Source organism: Microbacterium sp. SGAir0570 (assembly GCF_005491085.2).
Classification (GTDB): domain Bacteria; phylum Actinomycetota; class Actinomycetes; order Actinomycetales; family Microbacteriaceae; genus Microbacterium; species Microbacterium arborescens.
This window is the reverse complement of sequence record NZ_CP027929.1, coordinates 3165204-3189331: the sequence shown is the minus strand read 5'-3', so window position 1 is coordinate 3189331 and position 24128 is coordinate 3165204. Positions and strand designations below refer to the sequence as shown.

Annotated in this window: 27 protein-coding genes; 3 read left to right on the top strand and 24 right to left on the bottom strand. The window is 72.3% G+C overall.

The window, feature by feature from the left end; genetic code table 11:
• Positions 1–23 precede the first annotated feature (23 nt).
• Positions 24–1106, bottom strand: a complete 1083-nt coding sequence (locus tag C1N74_RS15125; protein ID WP_023953652.1) for a substrate-binding domain-containing protein — start codon at positions 1104–1106, stop codon at positions 24–26.
• A gap of 181 nt (positions 1107–1287) precedes the next feature.
• Between C1N74_RS15125 and C1N74_RS15120 the strand changes: the two genes are divergently transcribed.
• Entirely contained in the window at positions 1288–2028 is a 741-nt protein-coding gene (locus tag C1N74_RS15120; RefSeq protein ID WP_023953653.1) for a GntR family transcriptional regulator, read from the top strand.
• A 53-nt stretch (positions 2029–2081) separates the two neighbouring features.
• Complete coding sequence (locus C1N74_RS15115; RefSeq protein WP_137750835.1) at positions 2082–3089, top strand: metal ABC transporter solute-binding protein, Zn/Mn family; 1008 nt, start codon at positions 2082–2084, stop codon at positions 3087–3089.
• 19 nt (positions 3090–3108) lie between these two features.
• Here C1N74_RS15115 and csrA read toward each other — a convergent pair whose 3' ends face one another.
• The 12 genes from csrA to C1N74_RS15055 all read right to left on the bottom strand — a co-directional run bounded on the left by csrA (position 3109) and on the right by C1N74_RS15055 (position 13983).
• Entirely contained in the window at positions 3109–3363 is a 255-nt protein-coding gene (csrA, locus tag C1N74_RS15110) for a carbon storage regulator CsrA (RefSeq protein WP_023953655.1), read from the bottom strand.
• A gap of 54 nt (positions 3364–3417) precedes the next feature.
• Positions 3418–5469, bottom strand: a complete 2052-nt coding sequence (locus C1N74_RS15105) for a flagellar biosynthesis protein FlhA (RefSeq protein ID WP_023953656.1) — start codon at positions 5467–5469, stop codon at positions 3418–3420.
• A complete protein-coding gene (locus tag C1N74_RS15100) occupies positions 5466–6557 on the bottom strand; it encodes a flagellar biosynthesis protein FlhB (RefSeq protein ID WP_023953657.1) in 1092 nt (363 codons plus the stop codon). The genes C1N74_RS15105 and C1N74_RS15100 overlap by 4 nt, the downstream gene beginning before the upstream one ends.
• A 13-nt stretch (positions 6558–6570) precedes the next feature.
• Entirely contained in the window at positions 6571–7332 is a 762-nt protein-coding gene (locus tag C1N74_RS15095; protein ID WP_023953658.1) for a flagellar biosynthetic protein FliR, read from the bottom strand.
• 1 nt (position 7333) lies between these two features.
• Complete coding sequence (gene fliQ, locus C1N74_RS15090) at positions 7334–7609, bottom strand: flagellar biosynthesis protein FliQ (protein WP_023953659.1); 276 nt, start codon at positions 7607–7609, stop codon at positions 7334–7336.
• 12 nt (positions 7610–7621) lie between these two features.
• A complete protein-coding gene (fliP, locus tag C1N74_RS15085; protein WP_023953660.1) occupies positions 7622–8356 on the bottom strand; it encodes a flagellar type III secretion system pore protein FliP in 735 nt (244 codons plus the stop codon).
• Positions 8353–8826 (bottom strand): flagellar biosynthetic protein FliO, encoded by a 474-nt coding sequence (locus tag C1N74_RS15080; RefSeq protein ID WP_181405553.1) that lies wholly within the window; start codon positions 8824–8826, stop codon positions 8353–8355. Before C1N74_RS15080 ends, fliP begins: the two co-directional genes overlap by 4 nt.
• A 49-nt stretch (positions 8827–8875) precedes the next feature.
• Positions 8876–9526 carry a flagellar motor switch protein FliN gene (gene fliN / locus C1N74_RS15075; RefSeq protein WP_023953662.1) on the bottom strand — a complete coding sequence of 217 codons (651 nt, stop codon included), beginning with the start codon at positions 9524–9526 and terminating at the stop codon, positions 8876–8878.
• Positions 9523–10452 carry a flagellar motor switch protein FliM gene (locus C1N74_RS15070; protein WP_083990559.1) on the bottom strand — a complete coding sequence of 310 codons (930 nt, stop codon included), beginning with the start codon at positions 10450–10452 and terminating at the stop codon, positions 9523–9525. The genes fliN and C1N74_RS15070 overlap by 4 nt, the downstream gene beginning before the upstream one ends.
• 1658 nt (positions 10453–12110) lie before the next feature.
• Positions 12111–12920, bottom strand: a complete 810-nt coding sequence (locus C1N74_RS15065; RefSeq protein ID WP_084670382.1) for a flagellar motor protein MotB — start codon at positions 12918–12920, stop codon at positions 12111–12113.
• Positions 12917–13720, bottom strand: coding sequence for a motility protein A (locus C1N74_RS15060; protein ID WP_023953665.1), 804 nt, complete (start codon positions 13718–13720; stop codon positions 12917–12919). The genes C1N74_RS15065 and C1N74_RS15060 overlap by 4 nt, the downstream gene beginning before the upstream one ends.
• Positions 13720–13983, bottom strand: a complete 264-nt coding sequence (locus C1N74_RS15055; protein ID WP_137750833.1) for a flagellar FlbD family protein — start codon at positions 13981–13983, stop codon at positions 13720–13722. Before C1N74_RS15055 ends, C1N74_RS15060 begins: the two co-directional genes overlap by 1 nt.
• Positions 13984–14087: 104 nt before the next feature.
• Here C1N74_RS15055 and C1N74_RS15050 point away from each other — a divergent pair, with 104 nt between their 5' ends.
• A complete protein-coding gene (locus C1N74_RS15050) occupies positions 14088–14717 on the top strand; it encodes a hypothetical protein (protein WP_137750832.1) in 630 nt (209 codons plus the stop codon).
• A 103-nt stretch (positions 14718–14820) separates the two neighbouring features.
• Here C1N74_RS15050 and C1N74_RS15045 read toward each other — a convergent pair whose 3' ends face one another.
• Genes C1N74_RS15045 through C1N74_RS14995 form a run of 11 tightly spaced genes read right to left on the bottom strand, consistent with a single transcriptional unit; the run spans position 14821 to position 24081 of the window.
• Positions 14821–15981, bottom strand: coding sequence for a flagellar hook protein FlgE (locus C1N74_RS15045; protein WP_137750831.1), 1161 nt, complete (start codon positions 15979–15981; stop codon positions 14821–14823).
• 58 nt (positions 15982–16039) lie between these two features.
• A complete protein-coding gene (locus tag C1N74_RS15040) occupies positions 16040–16483 on the bottom strand; it encodes a flagellar hook assembly protein FlgD (protein WP_071918937.1) in 444 nt (147 codons plus the stop codon).
• A gap of 14 nt (positions 16484–16497) precedes the next feature.
• Positions 16498–18048 (bottom strand): flagellar hook-length control protein FliK, encoded by a 1551-nt coding sequence (locus tag C1N74_RS15035; protein WP_137750830.1) that lies wholly within the window; start codon positions 18046–18048, stop codon positions 16498–16500.
• Entirely contained in the window at positions 18045–18503 is a 459-nt protein-coding gene (locus C1N74_RS15030; RefSeq protein ID WP_137750829.1) for a hypothetical protein, read from the bottom strand. The genes C1N74_RS15035 and C1N74_RS15030 overlap by 4 nt, the downstream gene beginning before the upstream one ends.
• Positions 18500–19819: a FliI/YscN family ATPase gene (locus C1N74_RS15025; RefSeq protein WP_137750828.1), complete on the bottom strand. Its 1320-nt coding sequence runs from the start codon at positions 19817–19819 to the stop codon at positions 18500–18502. Before C1N74_RS15025 ends, C1N74_RS15030 begins: the two co-directional genes overlap by 4 nt.
• Positions 19816–20433, bottom strand: a complete 618-nt coding sequence (locus tag C1N74_RS15020; RefSeq protein ID WP_137750827.1) for a FliH/SctL family protein — start codon at positions 20431–20433, stop codon at positions 19816–19818. Before C1N74_RS15020 ends, C1N74_RS15025 begins: the two co-directional genes overlap by 4 nt.
• Positions 20423–21424 carry a flagellar motor switch protein FliG gene (gene fliG, locus C1N74_RS15015; RefSeq protein WP_023953673.1) on the bottom strand — a complete coding sequence of 334 codons (1002 nt, stop codon included), beginning with the start codon at positions 21422–21424 and terminating at the stop codon, positions 20423–20425. Before fliG ends, C1N74_RS15020 begins: the two co-directional genes overlap by 11 nt.
• Complete coding sequence (gene fliF / locus C1N74_RS15010) at positions 21421–23046, bottom strand: flagellar basal-body MS-ring/collar protein FliF (RefSeq protein ID WP_137750826.1); 1626 nt, start codon at positions 23044–23046, stop codon at positions 21421–21423. Before fliF ends, fliG begins: the two co-directional genes overlap by 4 nt.
• Positions 23046–23351 (bottom strand): flagellar hook-basal body complex protein FliE, encoded by a 306-nt coding sequence (gene fliE, locus C1N74_RS15005; RefSeq protein WP_023953674.1) that lies wholly within the window; start codon positions 23349–23351, stop codon positions 23046–23048. The genes fliF and fliE overlap by 1 nt, the downstream gene beginning before the upstream one ends.
• Positions 23351–23743 (bottom strand): flagellar basal body rod protein FlgC, encoded by a 393-nt coding sequence (locus tag C1N74_RS15000; protein ID WP_023953675.1) that lies wholly within the window; start codon positions 23741–23743, stop codon positions 23351–23353. Before C1N74_RS15000 ends, fliE begins: the two co-directional genes overlap by 1 nt.
• The gene (locus C1N74_RS14995) at positions 23740–24081 is read right to left on the bottom strand and encodes a flagellar basal body protein (RefSeq protein WP_023953676.1); all 342 of its coding nucleotides are present in this window, start codon (positions 24079–24081) and stop codon (positions 23740–23742) included. The genes C1N74_RS15000 and C1N74_RS14995 overlap by 4 nt, the downstream gene beginning before the upstream one ends.
• Positions 24082–24128 lie beyond the last annotated feature (47 nt).

The following is a 24128-nucleotide window of genomic DNA, read 5'->3' as shown; positions in this document are numbered from 1 at the left end:
GTCGGCCACGGTGTCACCGGGCGTCAGGGCAGCGCGGGCACGGCAACGTCGTCGCCGGCCAGCAGAGCCGCGATCGCGGCGTCGGTGGTCTCCTCGTCCCAGGCGTTCGCGGCGTACTCGTCGGTGCCGAGGGTCTCGACCCAGTAGTCGAGGTTTTCCTGCGTGACCTGCACGAGCGGCAGGACGACCTCGTCGGGCACCTCGTCGCCGCGCAGCTTCGCGATGGCGGCGTAGAGGGCGGCGACGATCTGTCCGGGATCGGTCAGCGCGGCGAACGAGCCGTTGTCGATGCCGCTCTCCTTCCAGAACGACAGCGACTTGCCGTCGGTGTCGAACACGACGACCGGGATGTCTCGACCGGCCGACTGGAACGCCTGCACGACGCCCATGCCGCCGATGCATCCGGGAACGGCGGCGATCGGGGGCATCGAGCCGAGGATCGCGACGATCTCCTTCTGCGCCGTCGCGGCGTCGCAGAAGCCGTTCACCTCGGCCGCGACCTTCACGTCGGGGTAGTCGGCGAGGATCTCCTGCTGGCGGGCGTAGAACGCCTCGTCGGGCTGCGAGCCGATCACGCCGCGGTTGAGGATGATGTCGCCTGTGCCCCCGATCGCGTCGAGCGCGGGCTGGAGCGAGTCGGCGCCCCACTGCCCGTAGTCGTTGCGCACGACGATGCCGCAGCTGGTGTCCATGTCGGCGTCGACGATCACGACCGTGATGCCGGCGGCGCATGCCTCCTCGACGACGGGGACGAGCGCGGTCGACGAAGCCGGGATGACCATGAGCACGTCGGGGTTCTGCAGCATGAGGCTGCGGATCTGCGATGCCTGCTCGGTCGCGCTGTTCTCGCCCGGGGCGTTGACGACGCTGTAGTCGGAGACGACGCCGCTCTCCTTGAGCTTCGCGGCCTCCGTCTCGAACTTGTCGATGAGGGTCAGGCGCCAGCCGTTGACGAACCCGTTCGAGAGGGCCACCTTCAGGCCCTGGGGTTCTCCGCCGGCAGCGGTGGTGTCGGTCGGGCTGCCGGCGCAGCCGGCGAGGACGAGAGCGGAGATCGCTGTCGCGGCCGCTGCGGCGAGCAGACGGCGGGTGGTCGGGAACGTCATCGTTGTGCCTCCTGGTGTCGCATCGTTGCGAGGTGCCGATGTCACGAGGGCGTGCGGGCTGCAAACTCGTAACAACCAACCTGTCATGACAAGTTGGTGATGACTAAGATAGGGAGCGGGCCGCCGAGTGTCAACACGGCGCCGATACGCTCGCCGTGACGGCCCGATCGAGGAGGCTCCCATGACCGCAGCGACGACGCTCGACCGCTCGTCCGATCTCCCGTTGTGGCAGCAGCTGTCGCTCGCACTGCGGGGTGAGATCGAGTCGGGACGGTGGCGGCCCGATCAGGCGCTGCCGTCCGAGTCGGAGCTCATCGACCGCTTCGGGGTCTCCCGCACGGTCGTCCGGGAAGCCCTCGCCGACATGGTGCGCGCCGGGCTGATCTACAAGGTCCGCGCACGCGGATCGTTCGTCGCGCCGGCGCGGCCCGACCTGCGATTCGTCGGGTCGATGGCGGGGTCGTCGGACGATCTCGCCGGAACGGGTCGAGTGGTGACGACCCGCGTGCTCGACTTCGCCGTCGGCACGGCGGAGGCGGCGGACGCCGAGGCTCTGCGCATCCCTGTCGGGGCACCCGTGGTTCGGCTGCGTCGCCTGCGGCGGGTCGACGAGACGCCCTGGCTGCTCGTCGACACGGTGCTGCCCCACGACCGGTTTCCCACGCTCGCGCGCGCCAACCTCGAGAACCGGTCGCTCTACGAGCATCTCCGGCGCAACTTCGGGGTGCAGCCGAGCGGCGCCGATCGCTGGCTCAGCGCGGTCGTCCCCGACCCGGCGGACGCCGCGCTCCTCGAGCTCGCCCCGGGGCAGCCGGTGCTGTCGATCGAGTCGATCGCGTGGGACGCCGAGGGGCAGCCGTTCGAGCGGTACCTGGCCCTTCACCGCAGTGATGAATCGCGCTTCTACGTGGGAATCCGCTGATCTCCCGCTCCGGCGGTCAAGAGAACGATTATCAGTAACGTACAATCGACGGCATGACCCGTCGACTCCTCCCTGCCGCCGCGCTCGTGGCAGCGGCATCCCTCGCCCTCGCCGGCTGTGCCGGCACCTCGTCGCCGGCCGCGAGCGGTTCGGACGACGGCAAGATCAGCGTCGTCGCCTCGACGAACGTATACGGCTCGCTGGCCGCCGAGGTCGGCGGCGACGCGGTCGAGGTGACCTCGATCGTGACCTCGCTCGCGCAGGATCCGCACTCGTACGAGGCCTCGGCGCGCGATCAGCTGACGGTGTCGCAGGCCGACCTCGTCATCGAGAACGGCGGCGGCTACGACTCGTTCCTCGACGCACTGGTCGAGGCGAGCGGCAGCACGGCCCCCGTGCTCACGGCGGTCGAGTTCTCGCACGACTTCCCGGGCGCCGAGGGCCACGACGACCACGCCTCGGATGACGGCGACGATCACGCCTCGGATGACAGCGACGGTCACGACCACGATCACGAGGGTCATGACCACATCGAGGGCTTCAACGAGCACGTCTGGTACGACCCGCACACGATCGCGCACCTCGTCGAAGACGTCGCGCATGAGCTCGGCGAGCTGGATGCGGCCCAGGCCGAGACCTTCGAGGCGAACGCCCAGGCGCTCATCGAGCGGATCACCGGCCTCGAGACGTCGCTCGAGACGATCTCCGCGGCGCACCAGGGCGAGAAGATCTTCGTGACCGAGCCGGTTCCGCTGTACCTCGCAGCGGCCGCCGGCCTCGAGAACGCGACTCCGGCAGCGTTCAGCGAGGCCGTCGAGGAGGGGCAGGACGTGCCTCCCGCGACGCTCCTCGAGGCGCAGCAGATCCTGCGCTCGGGCGACGTCCGGATCGTGATCGTCAACGCCCAGACGGGCGGCGCCGAGACGACGGAGATCACGAAGCTCGCCGACGAGCTGAACATCCCCGTGCTGGAGTTCACCGAGCTGATGCCCGACGGTGTCGACTACGTCGGCTGGATGCAGCAGAACATCGACGAGATCTCGGGCGCGCTCGCGGGCTGACCCGCCTTCGAGATTCCGCTCAGTCCGCCGTCGGGGCCTCGCCCTGGCGGCGGACGAGTGCGTTCAGGAGGGCCTGCTGCTCGTCTGCGGATGTGCGGGCCGCCGAGACGTTCTCGTTCTCGACGGCGGCGACGATCTCGGCGCGCTGGATGCGGGTCGACCGCGGTGCGTCGATGCCGAGCCGGATGCTGTCGCCCTTGACCTCGAGCACCGTGAGCTCGATGTCGTCGCCGATGAGCACCTTCTCACCGACCCGTCTCGTCAACACCAGCACTCGATCACCCTACTTTCCGGACGCCGTCCGCGCGCCTCGCGCTCGACGCGAGTCTCATGCGGTCGCGATGGCGTGCGCGTCGCCGATGCTGTCCCGGACCACGCCTACCGTGTCGATCGCGAGGCCCCCGGCCGTCGCCTCCGTGTACGACAGCACCGGCAGCCCGTCGGTCTGCGACGAGATGAGGCGCCGCACGGCCGAGCGCAGCGACGGGGCGCACACGAGCACCGGCTCGGGTCCGGGGCCCGCCGCCTCCAGCGCCGCGCGCGTCGACGCGACGACCGCCTCGAGCCGGTGCGGGTCGAGCGCGATGTGCGGGCCGTCCTCGCTCGGCCGCATCGCTTCGAGCATCGACTGCTCGAGCAGCGGGTCGATCATCACGATGCGCAGCCGCCCCTGCTCGGCGAAGCGCGTCGCCACGGCGGGCCCGAGCGCGAGACGTGCGGCCTCGATCAGGGCGTCGGGTTCGGTCGTCGTCTTGGCGCGCAGCGCGAGCGCCTCGTAGATCCGGGTCAGGTCGTTGATCGGGATGCGTTCGGCGAGCAGGCCCTGCAGTACGCGCTGCACCTCGGCCAGCGATAGCAGCGCCGGTGTGAGCTCCTCGACCGCTGCGGGGCTCGACTGCCGCAGCGTCTCGGTGAGCTGGCGGACGTCCTCGCGGCTGAGAAGCCGCGCGGCGTGAGCCTGGATGACCGAGGAGAGGTGCGTGATGATGACGCTCGCGCGGTCGACGACCGTCGCTCCCGCAAGTTCCGCGCTGTGCCGCATCTCGAGCGGAACCCACTTGCCGTCGATGCCGAACACGGGGTCGGGCGACGCCCGCCCGGGCAGGGTCTCCAGCCCCGAGCCCAGGGCGAGGAGCGAGGCCCGGGGTGCGACGCCCCGGCCCGCCTCGATGCCGGCGACCCGGATGACGTAGGTCGAGGGCGGCAGCTCGATGCTGTCGCGCGTGCGGACGGGCGGAACGATGAGTCCGAGCTCGAGAGCGGTCTTGCGTCGCAGCGCCCGCACGCGTCCGAGCAGGTCGTCGGGGCCGCCGGTGACGAGGTCGACGATGTCGGGAGCGAGCAGGATCTCGAGCGCATGCACCCGCATCCGCTCGGCCAGTTCCTCGGGGGTGTCGACGGCGCCGCGCGGATCGACGGCCGGGGCGTCCTCGGCAGCCTGCGTCTGCTCGCGTCGGCCGACCCGCTGCGCGATGAGGAGCAGGGTGGCGCCGATGACGAGGAACGGCAGCATCGGCATGCCGGGGATGAACGACATCACGATCGCCGCGCCACCCGCGATCGACAGGGCGTTGCGCGACTGCGTCAGCTGCGCCGCGGCGGCCGATCCCATGTCGGATTCCGCTCCCGAGCGCGTGACGATCATGCCCGTCGCGACCGCCATGAGCAGCGCGGGGATCTGCGTGACGAGGCCGTCGCCGATCGTGAGGAGGGCGTAGGTGTTGAGGGCCTCGCCCGCCTCCATGCCCTTCGAGAGCATGCCGATCGCGACGCCGCCGACGAGGTTGATGATGATGATCACGAGGCCGGCGATCGCGTCGCCCTTGACGAACTTCGAGGCGCCGTCCATCGCGCCGTAGAAGTCCGCCTCGGCGGCGATCTCGGCGCGCCTGCGGCGCGCTTCGGCATCGCTGATGAGGCCGGCGTTGAGGTCGGCGTCGATCGCCATCTGCTTGCCGGGCATGGCATCGAGGGTGAAGCGGGCGCCGACCTCGGCGACGCGCTCGGCGCCCTTCGTCACGACGACGAACTGGATGACGATGAGGATCAGGAAGACCACGATGCCGATGACGAGCGATCCGCCCACGGCGATCGCGGCGAACGCGTCGATGACCTGTCCCGCGTGCGCCTCGCCCAGCACGAGCTTCGTCGAGGCGACGTTCAGGCCGAGCCGGAACAGCGTCGCCACCAGCAGCAGCGAGGGGAAGACCGCGAAATCGAGCGGCCGCTTCACGAACATCGCCGTCAGCAGGATGAGCAGAGCGAACAGGATGTTGGTGATGATGAGGACGTCGAGGATCGGCGGCGGCACCGGCACGATCAGCAGCATGATGATGCCGACGACCCCCATCGGCACCAGCGACCTTCTCAGGATGTTCATCGGGGTGCCTTCCTCTCGGGAACGGTGTGGACGCCGCGTGCCGCGCCGCGGCGCTTGAGCCCGTCGACGAAGACGAGCACGCGGGCGACGGCGGTGTAGAGATCGCCGGGGATCTCCTGGCCGAGCTGGCAGGCGCCGTGCAGGGCACGGGCGAGCGGGATGTCGCGCACGAGCGGGACGCCGGCCTCGTGCGCCCGGTCGCGGATGCGTTCGGCAATGAGGCCCTGCCCCTTCGCGACGACCCGCGGCGCCGACTTGCCGGGCTCGTAGCGGAGCGCGACGGCGATGTGCGTGGGGTTCACGAGCACGACATCCGCATCTCCGACGGCGGCGATCATGCGGTTTCGGCTCATCGCCATCTGCCGTGCGCGTCGCTGGCTGCGGATGAGCGGGTCGCCCTCGGAGTTCTTGTGCTCGTCGCGCGCTTCCTTCTTCGTGACGCGGGTGTGCTTGCGGTTGCGGCGCATGACGACGAGGACGTCGACCGCGGCCAGCAGGACGCCGACGGCGACGGCGGTGATGAGCAGCGCGGTCACGACGTTCGAGGCGATCTCGAGCAGCCGGGTGATCGGGTGGGCGCCGCTCATCGTGAGAACGGGCATGAGCCCGGCGACGACGAACCACAGGGCGAGGCCGATCGCGGCGGTCTTGAGCAGCGCCTTCGCGCCTTCCCAGAGCGCCTGCAGGCCGAACAGCCGCTTGACGCCGTTCAGCACGTTGAACTGCTCGAACCGCGCCGGAACGCCGCGCAGATGGACGCCGCCCTGGGCGACCGACCCGACGATCGCGACGATCGCGACGGCGAGCAGTGCCGTGCCCAGGATGGCCGGGATGCCGCCGAGCGCCGACGACAGGACGGCGACGGCGTGCTCGGGGTCGGGGTTGCGGATGACGGCGGCGATCTCGACGAACTGCGCCGCCCCGGCATCCGCACCCGCCCCGATCATGGCGGGGAGGACCAGTGCGACGGTGCCGATCGCGAGCCAGGCGGACAGGTCCTGGCTGCGCGAGAGCTTGCCCTTGCGGTGGGCCTCGCGCAGCTGCCGGCGGCTGGCCTGCTCGGTGCGTTCCCCGCTGTCGCTGCTCATGACGCGCCGCCGTTCATCGGGTTCCGCCGATCAGCAGGCCCGTCGCCTGGTCGGTGAGGGCCCCGACGACGGCGGGCAGGGCGAGGATGACGCTGCCGGCGAGGAGGAACGTCAGGATGATCTTCAGCGGGAAGCCGAGCGCGAACGCGTTGAGGGCGGGGGCGACGCGGCTGACGAGCCCGAGCGCGATGTCGGCGAGGAAGAGGACGAGCAGCAGGGGACCGGCGATCTGCAGCGCGGCGACGAGCAGCTGCGACGCGGTGTCGACCAGCAGCTCGACCGGGCGGGCGAGGTCGAGCACCCCATCGACGGGGATCGCCGTGAAGCTCCGGGCGAGCCCCGCGAGGATGAGCTGGTAGCCGTTGCTCGCGAAGAGCAGGGCGAGGGCGATCATCTGGAACAGGCGCGTGAACTGGGCGCCGTTGACGTTCATCTGCGGATCGAAGGCCTGCGCGAGCTGGAAGCCGCCGAAGACGTCGATCAGGCCGCCGGCCGACTGCACGACCGCGAAGCACGTCATCACGAGGAACCCGAGCAGCGCCCCCGTGACGACCTGAGCGGTCAGGGCGAGGAAGAACGCGCCGGTGTCGAGGCTCTGGTAGCCCGGCGCCACCGTGCCGCTGAGGGCGAGGGCGACGCCGATCGCGACCATCGCCTTGATGCGGGCGGGGAAGGCGCCGTACGAGAACGGCGGGGCCGTGAAGACGAAGGCGGTCGTGCGGACCGCGGCCAGTCCCGTGGCCTCGATCCAGGCGAAGTCGAGCAGCAGCTGCATCTCAGCCGCCCGAGAGCAGGTGCGGGATGCGGTCGAACATGGTGTGGGTGAAGGCGATCGCCTCCGCGATCATCCAGTGCCCGCACACGACGAGGGCGATCGCGACGGCGACGGCCTTCGGCACGAACGAGAGCGTGACCTCCTGGATCTGCGTGATCGATTGCAGGAGCGAGATGGCGAAGCCGACCACGAGTGCCGTGATCAGCAGCGGGGCGGCCAGCTTCGCGGCGAGCACGACGCCCTCCATGCCGATGTCGAGGACCGCTTCAGGGTTCACGCGTGCCCCCGGTCATCCGCCCGCTCCGTAGCTCTCCATGAGGGTGCGGAGGATGAGCCCCCACCCGTCGACGAGCACGAACAGCAGGATCTTGAAGGGCAGCGAGATCATCACCGGCGGGAGCATCATCATGCCCATCGACATCAGCGCCGCCGCGACGACGAGGTCGATCACGAGGAACGGCACGAAGATGACGAAGCCGATGATGAAGGCCGCGCGCAGTTCGGAGATCATGAACGCGGGAATGAGGGTGATCATGGGGACGCTCGCCGGATCCTGGGGATTCTCGGCCCCCGCGAACCGGGTCATGAGCGCGAGGTCCTCTTCGCGCGTGAACGACAGCATCCAGGTGCGCAACGGGTCGGCACCGACGCCGACCGCGTCGGTGAACGTCAGGGAGCCGTCGACGTAGGGCTGAACGGCGACCGTGTTGATCTCGGTCAGCACCGGCCACATCACGAACAGGGTCAGGAACAGGGCGAGGCCCGCGAGCACCTGGTTGGGCGGGATCGTGGGCAGGGAGAGCGCGTTCCGGGTCATCGCCAGCACGACGAAGATCTTCGTGAACGACGACATCATCAGCAGCAGCGCCGGGGCGACCGACAGCAGAGTGATGCCGATGAGCGTCAGTACCGACGACGAGGGCGTGCCGTCGATGCCGTTGATGTCGACCGAGATGCCGCCGTTCGGCGGGGGTGTCGAGGCGGCGACGAGCACGAGCGCGCCGAGCGCGCCGCCGGAGATCACGCGCCCAGGGCCCGGCGCAGCACCTGTGCGGCATCGCGCGCGGTCATGGTCGCCGGGCGGGTGGTGCGGGCGGTGCGTGCAGTGCGTTCGGCGCGGGCCTGCGCGCGGAGCAGGGGCACGGGCGGTGCGAGAGGCTCGTCGCCCGCGACATCCCGGAGAGCCGGGCGGCCCGTGCCGTCGCCGTGTGCAGCATCCGCCGTCGCGGGGTGCCCCGTCGTGGTGTCGGGCGTCGGGTCGATCCGGTCGAGCATCGACACCCCGCCCTCGGTGATGCCGAGCACGTAACGGGCCCCGTCGATCTCGACCACGGCGACCTGGGCCTTCGGCCCGATGCCGCGCTTGGCGACGACGGTGATGTCGGCGACGGCATCCGAGCGCGCCGGTCTGGGGCCGCGCGCACGGCTCGTGCGCGACCCCGCGGCGCTGCCGCGCGAGAAGCGACGCTGCAGCACCCACACGATCGCCAGCACGACGCCGAGGGAGACGACGACGCGCAGCGCGAGCAGCAGATCGTCGATGTCAGGCCTCCGCGTTCTCGATGATGCGCGTGATGCGAACCGCGTAGTCCTGGTCGACGACGACGATCTCGCCGTGGGCGATGAGCCGTCCGTTGAGCTTCACGTCGGCGGGGGCGCCGGCTGAGCGGTCGAGCTCGATGATGCGGCCCGGCTCGAGGTCGAGCACGTCGCGGACGGTCATGCGCGTGCGGCCGACCTCGACGGTCAGCTCCATCTCGACGCCCGCGATGCGCTGCAGGCGGCGCGGCGAGGCGGCGGCGGGATGCGACACGCGGACCGCGAGACGCCCGATGACCCGGGCATCCTCGTCGACGAGGTCGAACACCTGCGCGGCGGGGTGGGCGAACAGCGACGAGGCGTCGCCGATGCTCGCCTCGCCGAGCACGCTCGGCCCGAACGCCGTCGCCGCGGCGTCGAGCGCGTCTCGGAGTCGTTCGGACAGCGGCAGGCCGGCGTCCGCGCCGACGAGAGCCGACTCGTCGAGCACCACGACCGCGAGGGCCGCGCTCGTGTCGCCGACGGACGAGACGATGACCGCGTCGCCGGTCTCGCCCGCGCTCGTCCCGGGGCGGGCGGTGATGCGCGACGCGGTCGGCAGGCGGTCGGCGAACGCCGCCGCGGCTGCGGCCTCGTGGGTGGTGGTGCTGGTCATGGCGACTCCTCGGACAGCGCGGGGGAGAGATCGGATGCCGTCACGACGCACGCGAGGCGTGCGCCGTGCGACCCCACGGCGGCGGATGCGACGACGTGCTCGTCGACGGCGAGATCGAGGGGACGGTCGGCGGCGTGCGCGAGCGAGATGACGTCGCCGACGGCGAGGTCGAGCACTTCGGCGGGGCGGACGGCGCGCGGTGCGAGTCGCAGCGTCACCTCGACGGGCGTCTGCTCGATGTGCCGGCGGACGAGACCCGGGTCGTTCGTGGCGCGCGGCGCCGAGGCGCTGTCGGACAGGCGCTCGAGCAGCGTCGCGGCGGGGAGGGCGATCGTCGCCGTCTCGGTGCGGTCGGCCAGGCGCATCGAGAACCGGGCCACGACGACGAGGTCCTGGCCGCCGACGACCTGGGCGAAGGCCGCGTTGTACTGCACCGCGCCGACGCTCAGCTCGCGAGGCAGGAGGGATCCGAGGGCGGTGCGGAGGTGGCCGAGGGTCTCGTCCATGAGCGACCGGATGAGCGCCTGCTCGATCGCCGTGAGGGCGCGGGCCTCGGGCCGCTGCGAGCCGTCCCCGCCGAGCATCTTCACGATCCACGACAGCGCCGACGGCAGCGGGAACTCGATGACCGCGCGATCGTCCGAGCTCGCGTCGGAGCACAGCACGAGCGTCGTCGTCGGCGGGACCGTGGCGACGTACTCGTCGTAGGTCTCGAGGCTCACGCGTTCGAGGGCGATGTGCGCTCGCACCCGCGCCTTCGCGGCGAGGAGCATCGCCCACTGGCGCGCGAAGGCGTCGAAGGCCCCCGCCAGGGCGCGCGTGTGCTCGCGGGACAGCGCCGCGGGTCGCCCGAAGTCGTAGCGTTCCGGGGCCGCGGTTGCGGCATCCTCGGTTCGCACGCTCGGGGCGGTCGGCACGGTCTGCACGGCGGGGACTATCGGTCGCGTCGCGCGTCTGGTTAGCCCCGCGCTTCGCTGGGTGGGGGCGGGGGTGGGCGCGGGCTCTGAGTTGGGTTGGCAGCTTGTGCCCAGTCGGGGCTGGGGATGGGGCGAGGTCTGCCAGGTGAGGGCTGGGGTGGGCGCGGGCTCTGAGTTGGGTTGGCAGTCTGCGCCCAGTCGGGGCTGGGGATGGGGCGAGGTCTGCCAAGTGAGCCCCCGAGGCACCGCGGGTTGGCGCGGGTTGGCAGCTTGTGCCCAGTCGGGGCTGGGGATGGGGCGGGGTCTGCCAAGTGAGACCCCGAGGCACCGCGGGTTGGCTCGGGTTGGCAGTCTGCGCCCAGTCGGGGCTGGGGATGGGGCGAGGTCTGCCAGGTGAGGGCTGGGGTGGGCGCGGGCTCTGAGTTGGGTTGGCAGTCTGCGCCCAGTCGGGGCTGGGGATGGGGCGAGGTCTGCCAGGTGAGGGCTGGGGTGGGCGCGGGCTCTGGGTTGGGTTGGCAGTCTGCGCCCAGTCGGGGCTGGGGATGGGGCGGGGTCTGCCAAGTGAGCCCCCGAGGCACCGCGGGTTGGCGCGGGTTGGCAGCTTGTGCCCAGTCGGGGCTGGGGATGGGGCGGGGTCTGCCAAGTGAGACCCCGAGGCACCGCGGGTTGGCTCGGGTTGGCAGTCTGCGCCCAGTCGGGGCTGGGGATGGGGCGAGGTCTGCCAGGTGAGGGCTGGGGTGGGCGCGGGCTCTGAGTTGGGTTGGCAGCTTGTGCCCAGTCGGGGCTGGGGATGGGGCGAGGTCTGCCAGGTGAGGGCTGGGGTGGGCGCGGGCTCTGGGTTGGGTTGGCAGCTTGTACCCAGTCGGGGCTGGGGATGGGGCGGGGTCTGCCAAGTGAGACCCCGAGGCACCGCGGGTTGGCTCGGGTTGGCAGTCTGCGCCCAGTCGGGGCTGGGGATGGGGCGAGGTCTGCCAGGTGAGGGCTGGGGTGGGCGCGGGCTCTGAGTTGGGTTGGCAGTCTGCGCCCAGTCGGGGCTGGGGATGGGGCGAGGTCTGCCAAGTGAGCCCCCGAGGCACCGCGGGTTGGCGCGGGTTGGCAGCTTGTGCCCAGTCGGGGCTGGGGATGGGGCGGGGTCTGCCAAGTGAGACCCCGAGGCACCGCGGGTTGGCTCGGGTTGGCAGTCTGCGCCCAGTCGGGGCTGGGGATGGGGCGAGGTCTGCCAGGTGAGGGCTGGGGTGGGCGCGGGCTCTGAGTTGGGTTGGCAGTCTGCGCCCAGTCGGGGCTGGGGATGGGGCGAGGTCTGCCAAGTGAGCCCCCGAGGCACCGCGGGTTGGCGCGGGTTGGCAGCTTGTGCCCAGTCGGGGCTGGGGATGGGGCGGGGTCTGCCAAGTGAGACCCCGAGGCACCGCGGGTTGGCTCGGGTTGGCGCGGGTTGGCAGCTTGTGCCCAGTCGGGGCTGGGGATGGGGCGAGGTCTGCCAGGTGAGGGCTGGGGTGGGCGCGGGCTCTGGGTTGGGTTGGCAGTCTGCGCCCAGTCAGAGTTCGGGATGGGGCGAGGTCTGCCAAGTGAGACCCTGAGGCACCGCGGGTTGGGTCGGGTTGGCAGTCTGCGCCCACTCAGCCCGAGCGAGGGGGCGCGTTCTGCCAGGTGAAGGTCGTGCCGAGGAGTCAGCCGTCGGCGGCGGCGAGCGCGGGGAGCTCGCCTCGCACCTGGGCGTCGGCGTCCGAGAGCACGACGATGTCGACGCGGCGGTTCTGCGCGAGGGCCTCGGCGCTCGATCCCTCGGCGAGCGGTCGCGACGAGCCGAACCCCACGGAGCTGATGCGCTCGCGCGCGACCCCGCGTGCATCGACGAGGTAGCCGAGCACGCCGTTGGCCCGCGCGGTGGAGAGCTCCCAGTTGTCGGCGAAGGGCGCGATGGCGGGGCGGGCGTCGGCGTGGCCCTCGACCGAGATGAGGTGCGCGTCGGCGGCGAGCACGGCTCCCGCGGCGTCGAGCACGGCCCGGGCGCGGTCGCTCAGGTCGGTGCTGTTGGTGTCGAAGAACGTCTCGGCGCTGACGAGACCGATCGTGAGGCCCCGGTCGTCGATCGTGAAGGTCGCGGCGTCGCCCAGGCCCTGCTCGGCGAGAGCGCCCTCGAGGCGTGAGCGCAGGTCGTCGAGCGAGCTGTACTCCTGCTCGGCCGGAGTCGGAGCGGTCGGCGTCTCGACGAACCCCTCGCCCTCCTCCTCGACCAGCTCGGGTGGTACGACGACGCCCTCCGAGACGTCGCGGGTGTCGGAGATCTCCGAACCGAACCCGGTCGCGAGCGAGGCGCGCAGCTGCTCGAACTTCTCCTGGTCGACGTTGGACATCGCGAACATGACGATGAACATGCACATCATCACCGTGATCATGTCGAGGTACGACGCCATCCAGCGCTCGTCGGGGCCCTCGTGCGAGGACTCCATGACGCGGCGGCGACGCGGCGCGCTCATACCCCGGCGTCCGCTGGCTCGTCGGCCGCCGCCTTCGCCCGACCGCGCCCGGGCTTGGTCTCGGGTGCGAGAGCCCGCAGTCGCTCGGCGACGAGCATCGGCGGGTTGCCCGCCTGGACGGCGAGCATCCCCTCGGTCACGAGCGTCATGCGGTCGACCTCGATCTCGGCGAGGCGCTGCAGCCGCGTGCCGATCGGCAGCCAGATGAAGTTCGCCGACAGCAGGCCCCACAGGGTCGCGACGAACGCGGCGGCGATGAGGGGCCCGAGCTGGTCGGGCTTGTCGAGGTACTCGAGCACGTGGGTGAGCGAGACGACCGTGCCGACGATGCCGACCGTCGGGGCGTACCCGCCGAGGGCGGAGTAGAAGCGCGAGGCCGTGCGGCGCTCCGCGGCGACGGTGGCGACGCGGTCCTCGAGCACGACCCGCAGGTCTTCGGCATCCGTTCCGTCGGCGATGCTCTGCAGGGCGTGGCGCAGCAGCGGATCCTTCTCGTCGGCCACGGCGCTCTCGAGGGCGAGCAGACCCTCGGCGCGTGCCTTCTCGGCGTAGCCCACGACGGTGTCGATGAGCGCCTCGGTCGATCCCTTGATGCCGACGAAGGCCCGCGGCAGGGCGCGCACCGCCCCCGCGGCATCCCGCAGCGTGCCGCCGGCGATGCCGATCGCGATCGTCGCGCCGAAGACCAGCACCATGGGCGCAGGCAGCAGCAGGGCGTTGAGGCTGGCCCCCTCGAGCTGGATCATCGCCCACAGGCCGCCGAACGCCAGCAGGATGCCGATGAGGAGTGACGGGTCCATCAGCGCTCGCCCTCCGGTGCGATGGCCGGTGAGGTGGCCGATGCGGGCGCGGTGGCGGATGCCGCGGCATGGCCGAGGGCCGTCGCGAGCACGCGGGCGCGGAACTCGACGATGCTCTGGATGACGGCATCCATCGTCTCGGCAACCACGAACGTCGCCCCATCGACCAGCGTGAGGGTCGTGTCGGGGCTCGCCTGGATGCGTTCGACGAGGTCGGGGTTCACGGCGAACCGGTGACGGTTCAGTCGTGTCAGAACGATCATGTCGCCCTTCTCGTCGGTCGGCGCGCGGGGGAACGAGCTGTCGCGGGTACGACGGCTCCGAGGGGACTGTCGGCAGGACACGGCGGTCGGTTAGCGTTGCGCCCGTGTCAGCGTCGTCGCCGCAGCCCCCGTTCTTCCGCCCCGTCGAGCCGCGGGAGATCCCCGACGACGACCACCCGCCCCTCGACATGCCGGCATGGATGGGGCCGCCCTGGCACGTCGCCCCCGTGATCGTGGCGCTCGACCGAGAGGTGGGCCGCTCGCCCGACACGGTCGTGTCGCTGGAACTCGTGCGGGTGTACCGCGAGGGTGTCGTGCTGCGGCTGGGGGTGCGCGTGGCCGAGACCGGCCGGCTCGCGCGGCAGCGGATCTGGGGGTACCTCGATCGTGCGCACGGCCGGGGGCAGCTCGATGACCGGTTCGATCCGACGGGCCTGCGCTGGGGCGTCCGCTTCGCCGACGGGCGGACGATCACGACGCAGGACGATTCGCCGTGGGCGCGCGGCGACGTGACCGACGCGCAGGTCGAGGGGCCGGTGCTCGAGGGGCTCGGTCGGCCGCAGGGTCACGCCGACAGCTGGGCGCGCGAGTTCTGGGTCTGGCCGACACCCCCGGTGCCGACGTTCGAGGTCGGCGTCGAGTGGCCGGCCCGCGGCATCCCCGAGACGGTGACGGCGCTCGACGCCGCTGCGCTTCGCAACGCAGCTGCGCGAGCGCACCCGCTGTGGCCCTGACCGGCCGCGCGCGCAGCTCCTCAGAAACCGGCGCGCTCGGTGCCGCGCGGGCCGCGAGGCCGAACCCGCAGGAAATCTGAGGAGTTGCGGGCCGCGCCCGCGCTCAGCGCTTGAGGTTGGTCAGCTCCTGCAGCACCTCGTCGCTCGTGGTGATGATGCGGGCGTTCGCCTGGAATCCGCGCTGCGCGACGATGAGGTTCGTGAACTCCTGCGAGAGGTCGACGTTCGACATCTCCAGCGCCCCGCTGACGAGTCCGCCGCGGTCGTCGGTGCCCGCCGTGCCGACGTCGGCCGCGCCCGAGTTGGCGCCGGCGCGGTACTGCGACGACCCGGCCTTCTCGAGCCCCTCGGGATTGTCGAAGGATGCGAGGGCGATCTGAGCGAGCACCGATGTCGCTCCGTTGCTGAAGGCGCCGACGAGGCTGCCGTCGGCCGACAGCGTGTACGACACGAGGCTTCCGGGCGCGCGCCCGTCCTGACCGCCGAGCTTGACGGTGCTGAGGTCGGCGTAGCCGGTGATGGCCGAGAGGTCGACCGCGACCCCACCCGAGGTGATCGTCGCGGGCGTCGTCGTCAGGCGTCCGTCGGTGAAGGCGAGCTGCGTCGTCGCGGTGCCGTCGGTGACGTCCCAGCCGCCCGCGGTTCGGGTGAAGGTGAGTGCGAGCTGGCGGGACTCGCCCTGAGCGTCGTAGACGGTGACGTCGCGGACGAGCTTCTCACCGACCGCGGAACCCGAGGGCAGGTTGCCCGTCACCGCGGCGGTCGTCGTCGCGCGCCCGGGCGAGGTGGCGCCCACCGGAAGCGCGATGTTGCCGACCGGTCCGCCCGTCGGCACGACACCGTCGACGGCGCTCCAGCCCTGCACGAGCGCGCCGTCCTTCGTGGTCAGTCGACCCGCGGAGTCGAAGCCGAACGAGCCGTTGCGCGTGTACAGCGTCTCGGCGCCGTTGCGGACGACGAAGAAGCCGTCGCCCGCGATCATGAGGTCGGTGGGCACGCCGGTGGCCTGCTGCGATCCCTGCGTGAAGTTCGTGCGGACCGCCGCGACCTGGGTGCCGAGGCCGACCTGAGCGGCGTTCGTGCCGCCGGCTCCGGTCTGCGCGGCACGGGAGTTCTGGACGATCTGCGACAGCGTGTCCTGGAACTGCACCGAGCCCGCCTTGAACCCGACGGTGTTGACGTTGGCGATGTTGTTGCCCGTGACATCGAGCATGGTCTGGTGCGAGCGGAGGCCGGAGATGCCGGCGTAGAGCGAGCGGAGCATGGAGTGTCCTTCGGTGTGGGGCTGGCGTGGTGGTGGGGGTTGCCGGAGTGGCCGTGGTTCAGGATGCGGATGCCGCGGGCGGCGCGGCATCCGACACCGCGATGCCCGAGACGACGTCGAGCGGAACCGCCGTGCCGCCGATCGTCACGAGCGGCACGCCCTTCTCGAACGACACCTGCGTCACGCGACCGCTGCGAGTCGTGCCGTCGGCGTCGACGTACGAGGCCTGCTGGCCGACGAGCGCGGCGGCGGTCTGGCGCATCGTGAGGGCGAAGTGCTCCGACGAGGTCGTGGTGAGCGCGACGAGCTGTTCCATCATGGCGAGCTGCGTCGTCTGCGCCATCATCTCGTTGGTGTCGAGCGGAGAGCTCGGGTCCTGGTTCTTCATCTGCGCGACGAGCAGCTGCAGGAAGACCTCGGAATCGAGGGTCTGCTTCGGCGCGGGAGGGGTGGATGCCGCGGGCGTGGCACCCACGACGCCGACGGGCGGAACGCTGGTCATGGTGATTCTCCGATTCAGGCGTAGAGGTCGATGCGACCGGCCTCGAGGGGCGCGGGGCGGGCTGGGTCGTGCGGGAGTTCGGCGGGAACAGCGGGCGCATGACCGGGACGCCCGCCGCGACCCGGGTCGTCGGGGGTCTGCTGCGGCGTTCGGTCGGACGCGCCGCCGTCCGAGGTCTGGCCGGCCGTCCCGCCTGCTCCTCCGGCGTGCTGGGCCGGAGGCGGAAGCGTCGACGCCCGTGACGGATCGTCACCCGGGGTCAGGCTCACGGACGAGAACGGCGCGAGCACGGCGAGCTCGCGGCGCAGGTCTCCGAGGACCGCCCGGATCGCGTCGTGTGCCGCCGCCGTGCCGGAGGTCAGCTCGACGGTGACGGACGACCCGGAGATGTGCGCCGTGACGGTGATCGGCCCGAGGCTTTCGGGCGATACCCGCAGCACCATCGTGTGCCGGCCCGGCTCGGCCGCCACGAGGGAGAGGACGGGGCTGCGCAGCTGGGGCGCGAGGGGCGGCGTGGCCGGCGCGCTGCTCGGCGCGGGCGACGCCGATGCGATCGTTGCCGGGGGCGGCAGGGGAGCAGCCGGTGCGGACGCGGGGTGCGGCAGCAGTGCGGATGTTGTTGCGGATGCTGTTGCGGATGCAGGTGCGGATGCTGCGCCGCCCTGGCTCGTCGCAGCCGTCGACGACGGCGTGACCAGCGCTTCGGCTCGCGGGCCGTGCGGCTTCTCGAACGTGTCGGCAGCCTCCCGCGCGGCCGTGAACCCCGCGGTGCTCCCGAACCCCGCGGTGCTCCCGGGCCCCCCTGTGCCCGTGGCGTCCGGACGCACGGCTGTAGCCGTTGTCGCCTCCCCGGCCGGTATCGGCCGCGCCATCACCGTCGCCGCCGGCCCGGTCACCGTCGCCGCCGAAGCTTCGGTCGCCGAAGCTTCGGTCGCTGGCGTCACGGTCGCTTCGGGCACGGTCGCTGGCGTCACGGTCGCTTCGGGCGCGGTCGCTTCCGCCGCGGTCGCTTCGGGCACGGTCGCTTCCGTCGCGGTCGCCGTCACGGGACCGGTGACCGAGAGCCCGGCAGCGCCCGCCGCGGCCCCGCCCGGGTCGACCCCGTCGCCCGAGTCGACCCCATGAACCGAGACCCCGCCGCCCGAGACCCCGCCGCCCGAGACCCCGCCGCCCGACACCCCGAGCCCGGCGAGGCTCCCCGCGCCGGCGCTCACAGTGGCGAGCAGTGCTGTCGCGTCATCCGTGACGGCAATACTCCCGTCAGCCGGATCTCCCGCCGCCTCCCCGTCGGGCATACCCGGGCCCTGAGCCACGGCTTGCCCTGCGCCCGAGTCCGTGCCGGACGCCCCGCGGCCCGCGGAGGCATCCCGACCGGCCACCGGCACACCGTCCACCGGCACACCGTCCACCGGCTCCGCGGCCGCGGCCTGCCCGGCGAGGACGAGGGCGAAGGCGTCCGACGCCGTCGCACCTTCGCCGCCGTCGTCGCCGCCGTTCGGCCCGCCGCCGCCGCGAGGACGCGCGAGCGCGGTCGTCGTTCCGAGTGCGAGGCCCCACATGCTCATGACGCCTCCTCGGGCCGGGGAGAGGTGTCCGACATGCCCGGCATCCCGTTCGCCGAGCGCAGCGCGATCTCGTCGAGGACGGCCTGCTCGGCAGCATCCCGTCGCTCCCGCTCGCGCTCGTGGAACGCGTCGGCCAGCCGCTCGATGCCTCGTTCGGCCCGGCGGGCGTCGTCGAGGCGCAGACGAGCTGAGTCGACGTCCGCGCGCTGCGCCCTTCGGAGCGTGTCGAGGTCGGCCAGCAGGCTGCGGGCGGCCACACGACTGGCCGCGAGGGCGGCGAGCGTGCGGATGTCGCCGGGCGTCTCGGCAGACGTGGTCAGGGCCGCGCGCAGCTGCCGATCGCGGGCCTCGGTGCGCTGCTCCTCCATCGCGGCGCGCGAGAGGTGCGCCGCCGCGGCACGCTGCTGGATGCCGCGGATGCGCAGCAGCCCCGCCAGGGGGAACCCCCGCTTCACGAGACGTCTCCGAACGAGGCGACGAGCTCGCCGAGACGGCGCCACGACTCGGCGGCCGGGGACCGATCGTCGAGGTCCTGCCGGAGGAAGGCGTCGATCGCCCGCGCAGAGGCGACGGCGGCGTCGACCCGCGGGTCGGCTCCAGGCTGGTACGCGCCGACGCCGATGAGGTCGTGGGCCTCCTGGCGGGCGGCGAGCACGGCCCGCAGCGTCGTCGCGAGCCGGCGCTGATCCCCGGTCGCGACCTTGCCGGCGAGCCGGGAGACCGATCCGAGCACGTCGATCGCGGGGTGGTGCCCGGTGACGGCGAGCGTCCGGTCGAGCACGAGGTGTCCGTCGAGGATCGAGCGCACGGTGTCGGCGACGGGCTCGTTGTGGTCGTCTCCCTCGACGAGCACGGTGTAGATCCCCGTGATCGACCCGTGCCGATCGGTGCCGGCGCGCTCGAGCAGGCGGGCGAGCACCGGGAACGTCGAGGGCGGGTAGCCGCGCGTCGCGGGCGGTTCGCCGGCCGCCAGCCCGATCTCGCGCTGGGCCATCGCGACGCGGGTGAGCGAGTCCATCATCAGGACGACGTGCTGGCCCTCGTCGCGGAACGATTCGGCGATGCGCGTTGCGGTCGACGCCGCGCGCAGGCGCGCCATCGCGGGCTGATCGGAGGTCGAGACGACGACGACCGAGCGGGCGAGACCCGCGGGGCCGAGGTCGTCCTCGAGGAACTCCCGCACCTCGCGGCCGCGCTCGCCGACGAGGGCGATGACGTTGGCCGAGGCCGACGACCCCCGCGCGATCATCGACAGCAGCGACGACTTGCCGACGCCGGACCCGGCGAACAGTCCCACCCGCTGACCGCGGCCGAGCGGGGTGAGCGTGTCGATCGCGCGCACACCCGTGACGAGCGGCTCGGTGATGCGTTCGCGTCCCATCGCCGACGGCGGGGCGTGGTCGAGGTCGACCCGTGGCCCGACGAGGGGGCCGCGGCCGTCGATGGGGCGGCCGAGCCCGTCGAGCACGCGCCCGAGCACGGCGGGGCCGACCGGCACGCGGGCTCGACCGGACAGGGCGCGCGCCGCGTCGCCGACGCGCAGTCCGTCGGTGACCCCGAGCGGCATGCAGCGCAGGATGCCGCGGTCCGCAGCGACGACCTCCGCGGGCACGCCGGCCGTGCCGCGATCGGTCGTCCCGCCGAGCTCGATCAGGTCGCCGACCGCTCCGTGCACGCCGCGGATGTCGACGCCGAGGCCGACGATCCGCGAAACGGTCCCGGTCCGCAGCGGGCGCGCGGCCTCGACGACCGCCGGCCAGCCCCCGTTCATGCGCTCTCCTCGAGCGCCCGGCGGGCCCGCGCGAACGCCCCGGCGATCCGCAGGTCGATCGCGCCGTCGGCCAGACGGATCGTCGCGTCGCCCGGCGCGAGCCCCGGGTCGACCTCGACCTCGACCGATCGTGGCAGCGTCTCGGTGAGGGCCGAGGCGACCACGTCGGCGTCGGCGGCGGAGAGCCGGACGACCGGCGCCGCGGCACCATCGCCATCGGGCACCGCGTTCTCGACCCGAGCCGCCGTCGTGAGCGCCGCGCGCACGGGATCGGACAGCTCGCGCTCGACGATGGCCTCCGCCAGCTCGATCGCCATCGCATGAAGCTCGGCCACGACGGGCGCCGTCAGCTCGGCCGCGCGCGCGTCGAACCGGGCGGCCGCGCGTTCGAGCGCCGCGACGGCGGCAGCCACGCGCGCCCGGACGGCTGCGTCCGCCGCCTGCTCGCGTTCGGCCCGTTCCGCTGCGTCGCGCTCGGCGTGGGCTGCGGCCAGCCGCATCCCTTCGGCGTACCCGGCGGCGTGACCGCGGGCGCGGGCGCGGTCGCGCTCCTGGGTGAGCGACGGACCCGACAGGCGCGGGATCTCGAGGCGGGTGAAGGCGTCAGACGACATACTCCTCCTCGACCCGTTGCACCCGGATGTCGCCGGCGGCCTCGAGCTCGCGGATCGTCCGGACGATCGCCGCACGCGCCTCTTCGACCTGCGAGACGCGCACGGTGCCGAGCAGGCGCGACTCCTCCTGCAGCGCCTCGCGGTTGCGTTCGGTCATGTTCCGGAGGATCACATCGGCGACGGGACCCGACGAGCCCTTCAGCGCGAGGGCGAGCACGCGGACGTCGATGCCGCGCAGGACGCGCTGGGCGTCGCGGTCGTCGAGCACGACGATGTCGGCGAAGGTGAACATGCGCGAGCGGATGTCTTCGGCCAGGGCGCTGTCGCGGGCCTCGATGCTCGCGAGCAGGGCCTTCTCGACGGTCGCGTCGGAGCGGTTGATGATGTCGACCAGGGGCTGGACGCCCCCGAGGGTCTCGCGGGCGTCGCGCGTGGTCAGTGCGCCCGAGCGCGCACGCAGCGCGGTGGCGACGACGGCCACGGCATCTTGCGACGCGGTGCCCATCGTCGCGATCGCCTGCGCGACGTCGGTGCGGGCGGGATCGGCGATCTCGGCCAGGACGGCCGCGGCGCGCTCGACCGGCAGGTGCGCGATGACGAGCGCGACGGTCTGGGGCAGTTCGCCGTCGAGGATGCTGGCGACCTGGGCCGGCTCGACGGCGGTGAGGAACTCGAACGACGAGCTCGTCATCGACGACGAGACCTTCGTGAGGACCCCCGCGGCCCGCTCGGGACCGAGCGAGGCCTCCAGCAGTCCTGTCGCGAGATCGCGTCCGCCGCGGACGGGCGGCAGGTGTCCGCGCACGACCCGCTGGAAGTCGGTCAGCGCGTCGCGCGTCGTCTCGAGGTCGAGGTCGCGCAGCCGGATGATCTCGGCCGCGATCGCCTCGGCCTCGTCGTCGGAGAGGTGCTTGAGCACCTCGACGGCCTGTGCCCGGTCGAGGTTCATGATGACGACGGCGGCCGTCTGGGTTCCGGTGAGGTCGCTCATGCGTCGGTCGAGTCCCGGACGAGCCGGCGCAGCAGGTCGGCGGTGCGGGCGGGGTCGCGGCGGGCGAAGTCGCCGATCTCGGCGCGGCGGCGGTCGAGGGCCACCTGCACGGGCTCGGGGTCGGGCTCCGGCTCGGGGTCGACCGCCATCGTTGGCAGGGGCACCGTGGGCGCCTCGTCGAGGAGCGGGGTCGCGAGGCCCCGGGTGAGGGCGTCGAACCGGTCGAGCGGCTCGTCGACCGGCGTGAGCGTCATGACCGACTCCGCCTCGGCGGCCGCGCGCCGACGGCGGGCGATCACCAGGCCCGCGATCGTCGCTCCGACGAGTCCGAGCACGACGACGACGGCGATGATCGCCGTGCGGAGCGTCTCGGCCGAGCGCTCGGCCTCCTCCGCCTCGCGAGCCGCGTCGAGGGCGGCCTGGGCGGCCGCGGCGCCCTGATCGCTGAAGGCGACGAGCTCGACGGTCACCTGGTCGCCGCGGGCCCGGTCGATGCCGGCGGCCGAGGTCACGAGGGCCTCGAGCTGCGCGACGTCGACGACATCGGTGCCGTCGGCGTTGACCGCGACGGCGACGGTCTGCCGCGCAACGGCGCCCGCCGGGGTCGAGGTGCTCTCGACGGTCTTGTTCACGACGTTCGAGCGGTTGGTCTGCGTCGACTCGTAGGTACCCGCGCCGCCGACGCCGGCGGGAAGCTCGGTGCCCAGAACGCCGGTCTGACCCCCGGTGCCGGTGTAGCTCTCGGTGCTCGACTCCTCGGTGGCCGGCAGCGCGCCCTCGACCGGGGTGTAGGTCTCGTCGACGCGCTCGGTCGCCGCCTGCTGCATCTCGGCGGCGACCGACACCGTCGCGTTGCCGCTGCCGAGCACGGTGTCGAGCATCTGCTGCACGCTGGCGGCCATGCGGGTCTCGTAGGCCCCCGCCTGCTGGTCTGCGTTACGGGTGGCGTCGCCGCCGATCGCCGAGAGGGTGCGCCCGGCGGCATCCACGACAGCGACGTTCTCGGGCTTCATCCCGCTGACGGCGGCCGAGGTGAGGTGCACGATCGCCTCGACCTGCTCGGGCGGCAGTGCGACTCCGCGGGAGGTCTCGATGAAGACGGATGCCGTGGGCTCGACCTTCTGCGAGACGAACACGCTCTCCTCGGGCAGCGCGAGCTGCACCGAGGCCGTCGTGACGTTCTCGAGGGCGCCGATCGTGCGGGCGAGCTCGCCCTCGATCGCGCGCTTGTAGGTGACCGACTGCTGGAACTCCGAGCTCGTCACGCCCATCTTGTCGAAGAGGGAGTACCCCGACGACTCGGCGCTCGGCAGGCCCGCCGCGGCCGCCGCGAGGCGCTGCTCGTAGACCGCGGTCTCGGGCACGAGCACGGTCGAGCCGCCGTCGGTCAGCTCGTAGGGGATCGAGCCCGAGCGCAGCTGCTCGACCACCGCGCTGGCATCCGAGGCCGACAGGCCCGAGAACAGCGGGGTGAGGGTCGGGCGCGACATCCAGCTCGCCAGGGCGAACACGCCCATTGCGAGCACCGCGATGCCGATGATCGCGATCGTTCGCTGAGCGAGGGTGAACCCGGCGATCGTCGCGCGCAGGCGGGTCCAGAGCGAGGTGACGGCGGCGGGCATCAGGCCTGCATCCGCATGATGTCGTTGAAGGCTTCGACGCCCTTGTTGCGCACGGCGGCGATGAGCTCGAGGGTCACCGACGCGCGCGACGAGGCGATCATCGCGGAGTGGATGTCGTCGAGGTCACCCGTGACGGCCGCGACGGCCAGCTCGTTCGACGTCGACTGCATCGCGCGCAGCTCGTCGACCGCGCCGGTGATGCTCGCGCCGAAGCCGGCGCCGTCTGTCTGCTGCGGCGCTCGGGTGCTCGAGGTGAGGGCGGATGCAGCCGCGCCCAGGGCGTCGATGCCCGACAGCGGCGGCATCAGCGGCGTCCGATCTGCAGCGCGGCCTCGTAGGTCGTCTTCGCGCGGTCGACGACCGCCGCGTTGGCCTGGTAGCCGCGCTGCGCGAGGATCAGGTGGCTCATCTGCTCGCCGAGATCGATGTCGGGGTAGCGGACGTAGCCGTCGGCGTCGGCGAGCGGATTGTTCGGCTCGTGCACGAGCCGGCCCTCCGTGCCGCCCCAGACGGCGCCCGCGACGCGCACGCCGCCGGGATCGCCGGCCGACTCGACCGCGATGTAGCGCTGGCGGAACGCGTCGTCGCCGGGCGCGACCGCGGTGTTGATGTTGGCGATGTTGTCGCTGAGCGCGTCGAGCCAGGTGCGGTGGGCCGTCAGGCCCGACCCGGCGATGCCGATGGCGTCGAAGGTCATGAGGTCCTCATCGCGGTCTGGAGCGAGCTGAAGGTGCCGCCCACGGCTTGTGCCGCGAACTGGTACCGCAGCACCGCCTCGATGTTGGCGAGCGTCTCGGTGTCGAGGTTGACGTTGTTGCCGTTGAGACGGGTGGGGGCGGTCGACTCGCGGACGGTCGCGGTCACGGCGCCGTCACCGCGTTCGACCGAGCGCGCCAGGGCGCTTTCGAAGCTGACAACCTTGGCCCGGTAGCCGGAGGTGTTGACGTTCGCGATGTTGTCGGCGATGGCGCGCTGGCGCTCGGCGAGGCCCGAGAGGGCGCTCGTGAGCGCGGTGGTGGTCACAGATTCGAGCACGAAGGCGTCTTCCGTCGAACGATGTGGCCGATCCCTGGCCGATGGAT

Excerpts from the sequence above, each read along its gene's own strand:
- fliF (WP_137750826.1), bottom strand. The coding sequence starts at position 23,046 with ATGCCCGCCGCCGTCACCTCGCTCTGGACCCGCCTGCGCGCGACGATC.
- fliG (WP_023953673.1), bottom strand. The coding sequence starts at position 21,424 with ATGAGCGACCTCACCGGAACCCAGACGGCCGCCGTCGTCATCATGAAC.
- C1N74_RS15045 (WP_137750831.1), bottom strand. The coding sequence starts at position 15,981 with ATGCTCCGCTCGCTCTACGCCGGCATCTCCGGCCTCCGCTCGCACCAG.
- C1N74_RS15000 (WP_023953675.1), bottom strand. The coding sequence starts at position 23,743 with ATGACCTTCGACGCCATCGGCATCGCCGGGTCGGGCCTGACGGCCCAC.
- fliE (WP_023953674.1), bottom strand. The coding sequence starts at position 23,351 with ATGCCGCCGCTGTCGGGCATCGACGCCCTGGGCGCGGCTGCATCCGCC.
- fliN (WP_023953662.1), bottom strand. The coding sequence starts at position 9,526 with ATGACCAGCACCACCACCCACGAGGCCGCAGCCGCGGCGGCGTTCGCC.
- C1N74_RS15020 (WP_137750827.1), bottom strand. The coding sequence starts at position 20,433 with ATGTCGTCTGACGCCTTCACCCGCCTCGAGATCCCGCGCCTGTCGGGT.
- C1N74_RS15035 (WP_137750830.1), bottom strand. The coding sequence starts at position 18,048 with ATGAGCATGTGGGGCCTCGCACTCGGAACGACGACCGCGCTCGCGCGT.
- C1N74_RS15120 (WP_023953653.1), top strand. The coding sequence starts at position 1,288 with ATGACCGCAGCGACGACGCTCGACCGCTCGTCCGATCTCCCGTTGTGG.
- C1N74_RS15065 (WP_084670382.1), bottom strand. The coding sequence starts at position 12,920 with ATGAGCGCGCCGCGTCGCCGCCGCGTCATGGAGTCCTCGCACGAGGGC.
- C1N74_RS15125 (WP_023953652.1), bottom strand. The coding sequence starts at position 1,106 with ATGACGTTCCCGACCACCCGCCGTCTGCTCGCCGCAGCGGCCGCGACA.
- C1N74_RS15025 (WP_137750828.1), bottom strand. The coding sequence starts at position 19,819 with ATGAACGGGGGCTGGCCGGCGGTCGTCGAGGCCGCGCGCCCGCTGCGG.
- C1N74_RS15055 (WP_137750833.1), bottom strand. The coding sequence starts at position 13,983 with ATGATCGTTCTGACACGACTGAACCGTCACCGGTTCGCCGTGAACCCC.
- C1N74_RS15060 (WP_023953665.1), bottom strand. The coding sequence starts at position 13,720 with ATGGACCCGTCACTCCTCATCGGCATCCTGCTGGCGTTCGGCGGCCTG.
- C1N74_RS15040 (WP_071918937.1), bottom strand. The coding sequence starts at position 16,483 with ATGACCAGCGTTCCGCCCGTCGGCGTCGTGGGTGCCACGCCCGCGGCA.
- C1N74_RS15100 (WP_023953657.1), bottom strand. The coding sequence starts at position 6,557 with ATGAGCAGCGACAGCGGGGAACGCACCGAGCAGGCCAGCCGCCGGCAG.
- C1N74_RS15095 (WP_023953658.1), bottom strand. The coding sequence starts at position 7,332 with ATGCAGCTGCTGCTCGACTTCGCCTGGATCGAGGCCACGGGACTGGCC.
- C1N74_RS15115 (WP_137750835.1), top strand. The coding sequence starts at position 2,082 with ATGACCCGTCGACTCCTCCCTGCCGCCGCGCTCGTGGCAGCGGCATCC.
- C1N74_RS15105 (WP_023953656.1), bottom strand. The coding sequence starts at position 5,469 with ATGAACATCCTGAGAAGGTCGCTGGTGCCGATGGGGGTCGTCGGCATC.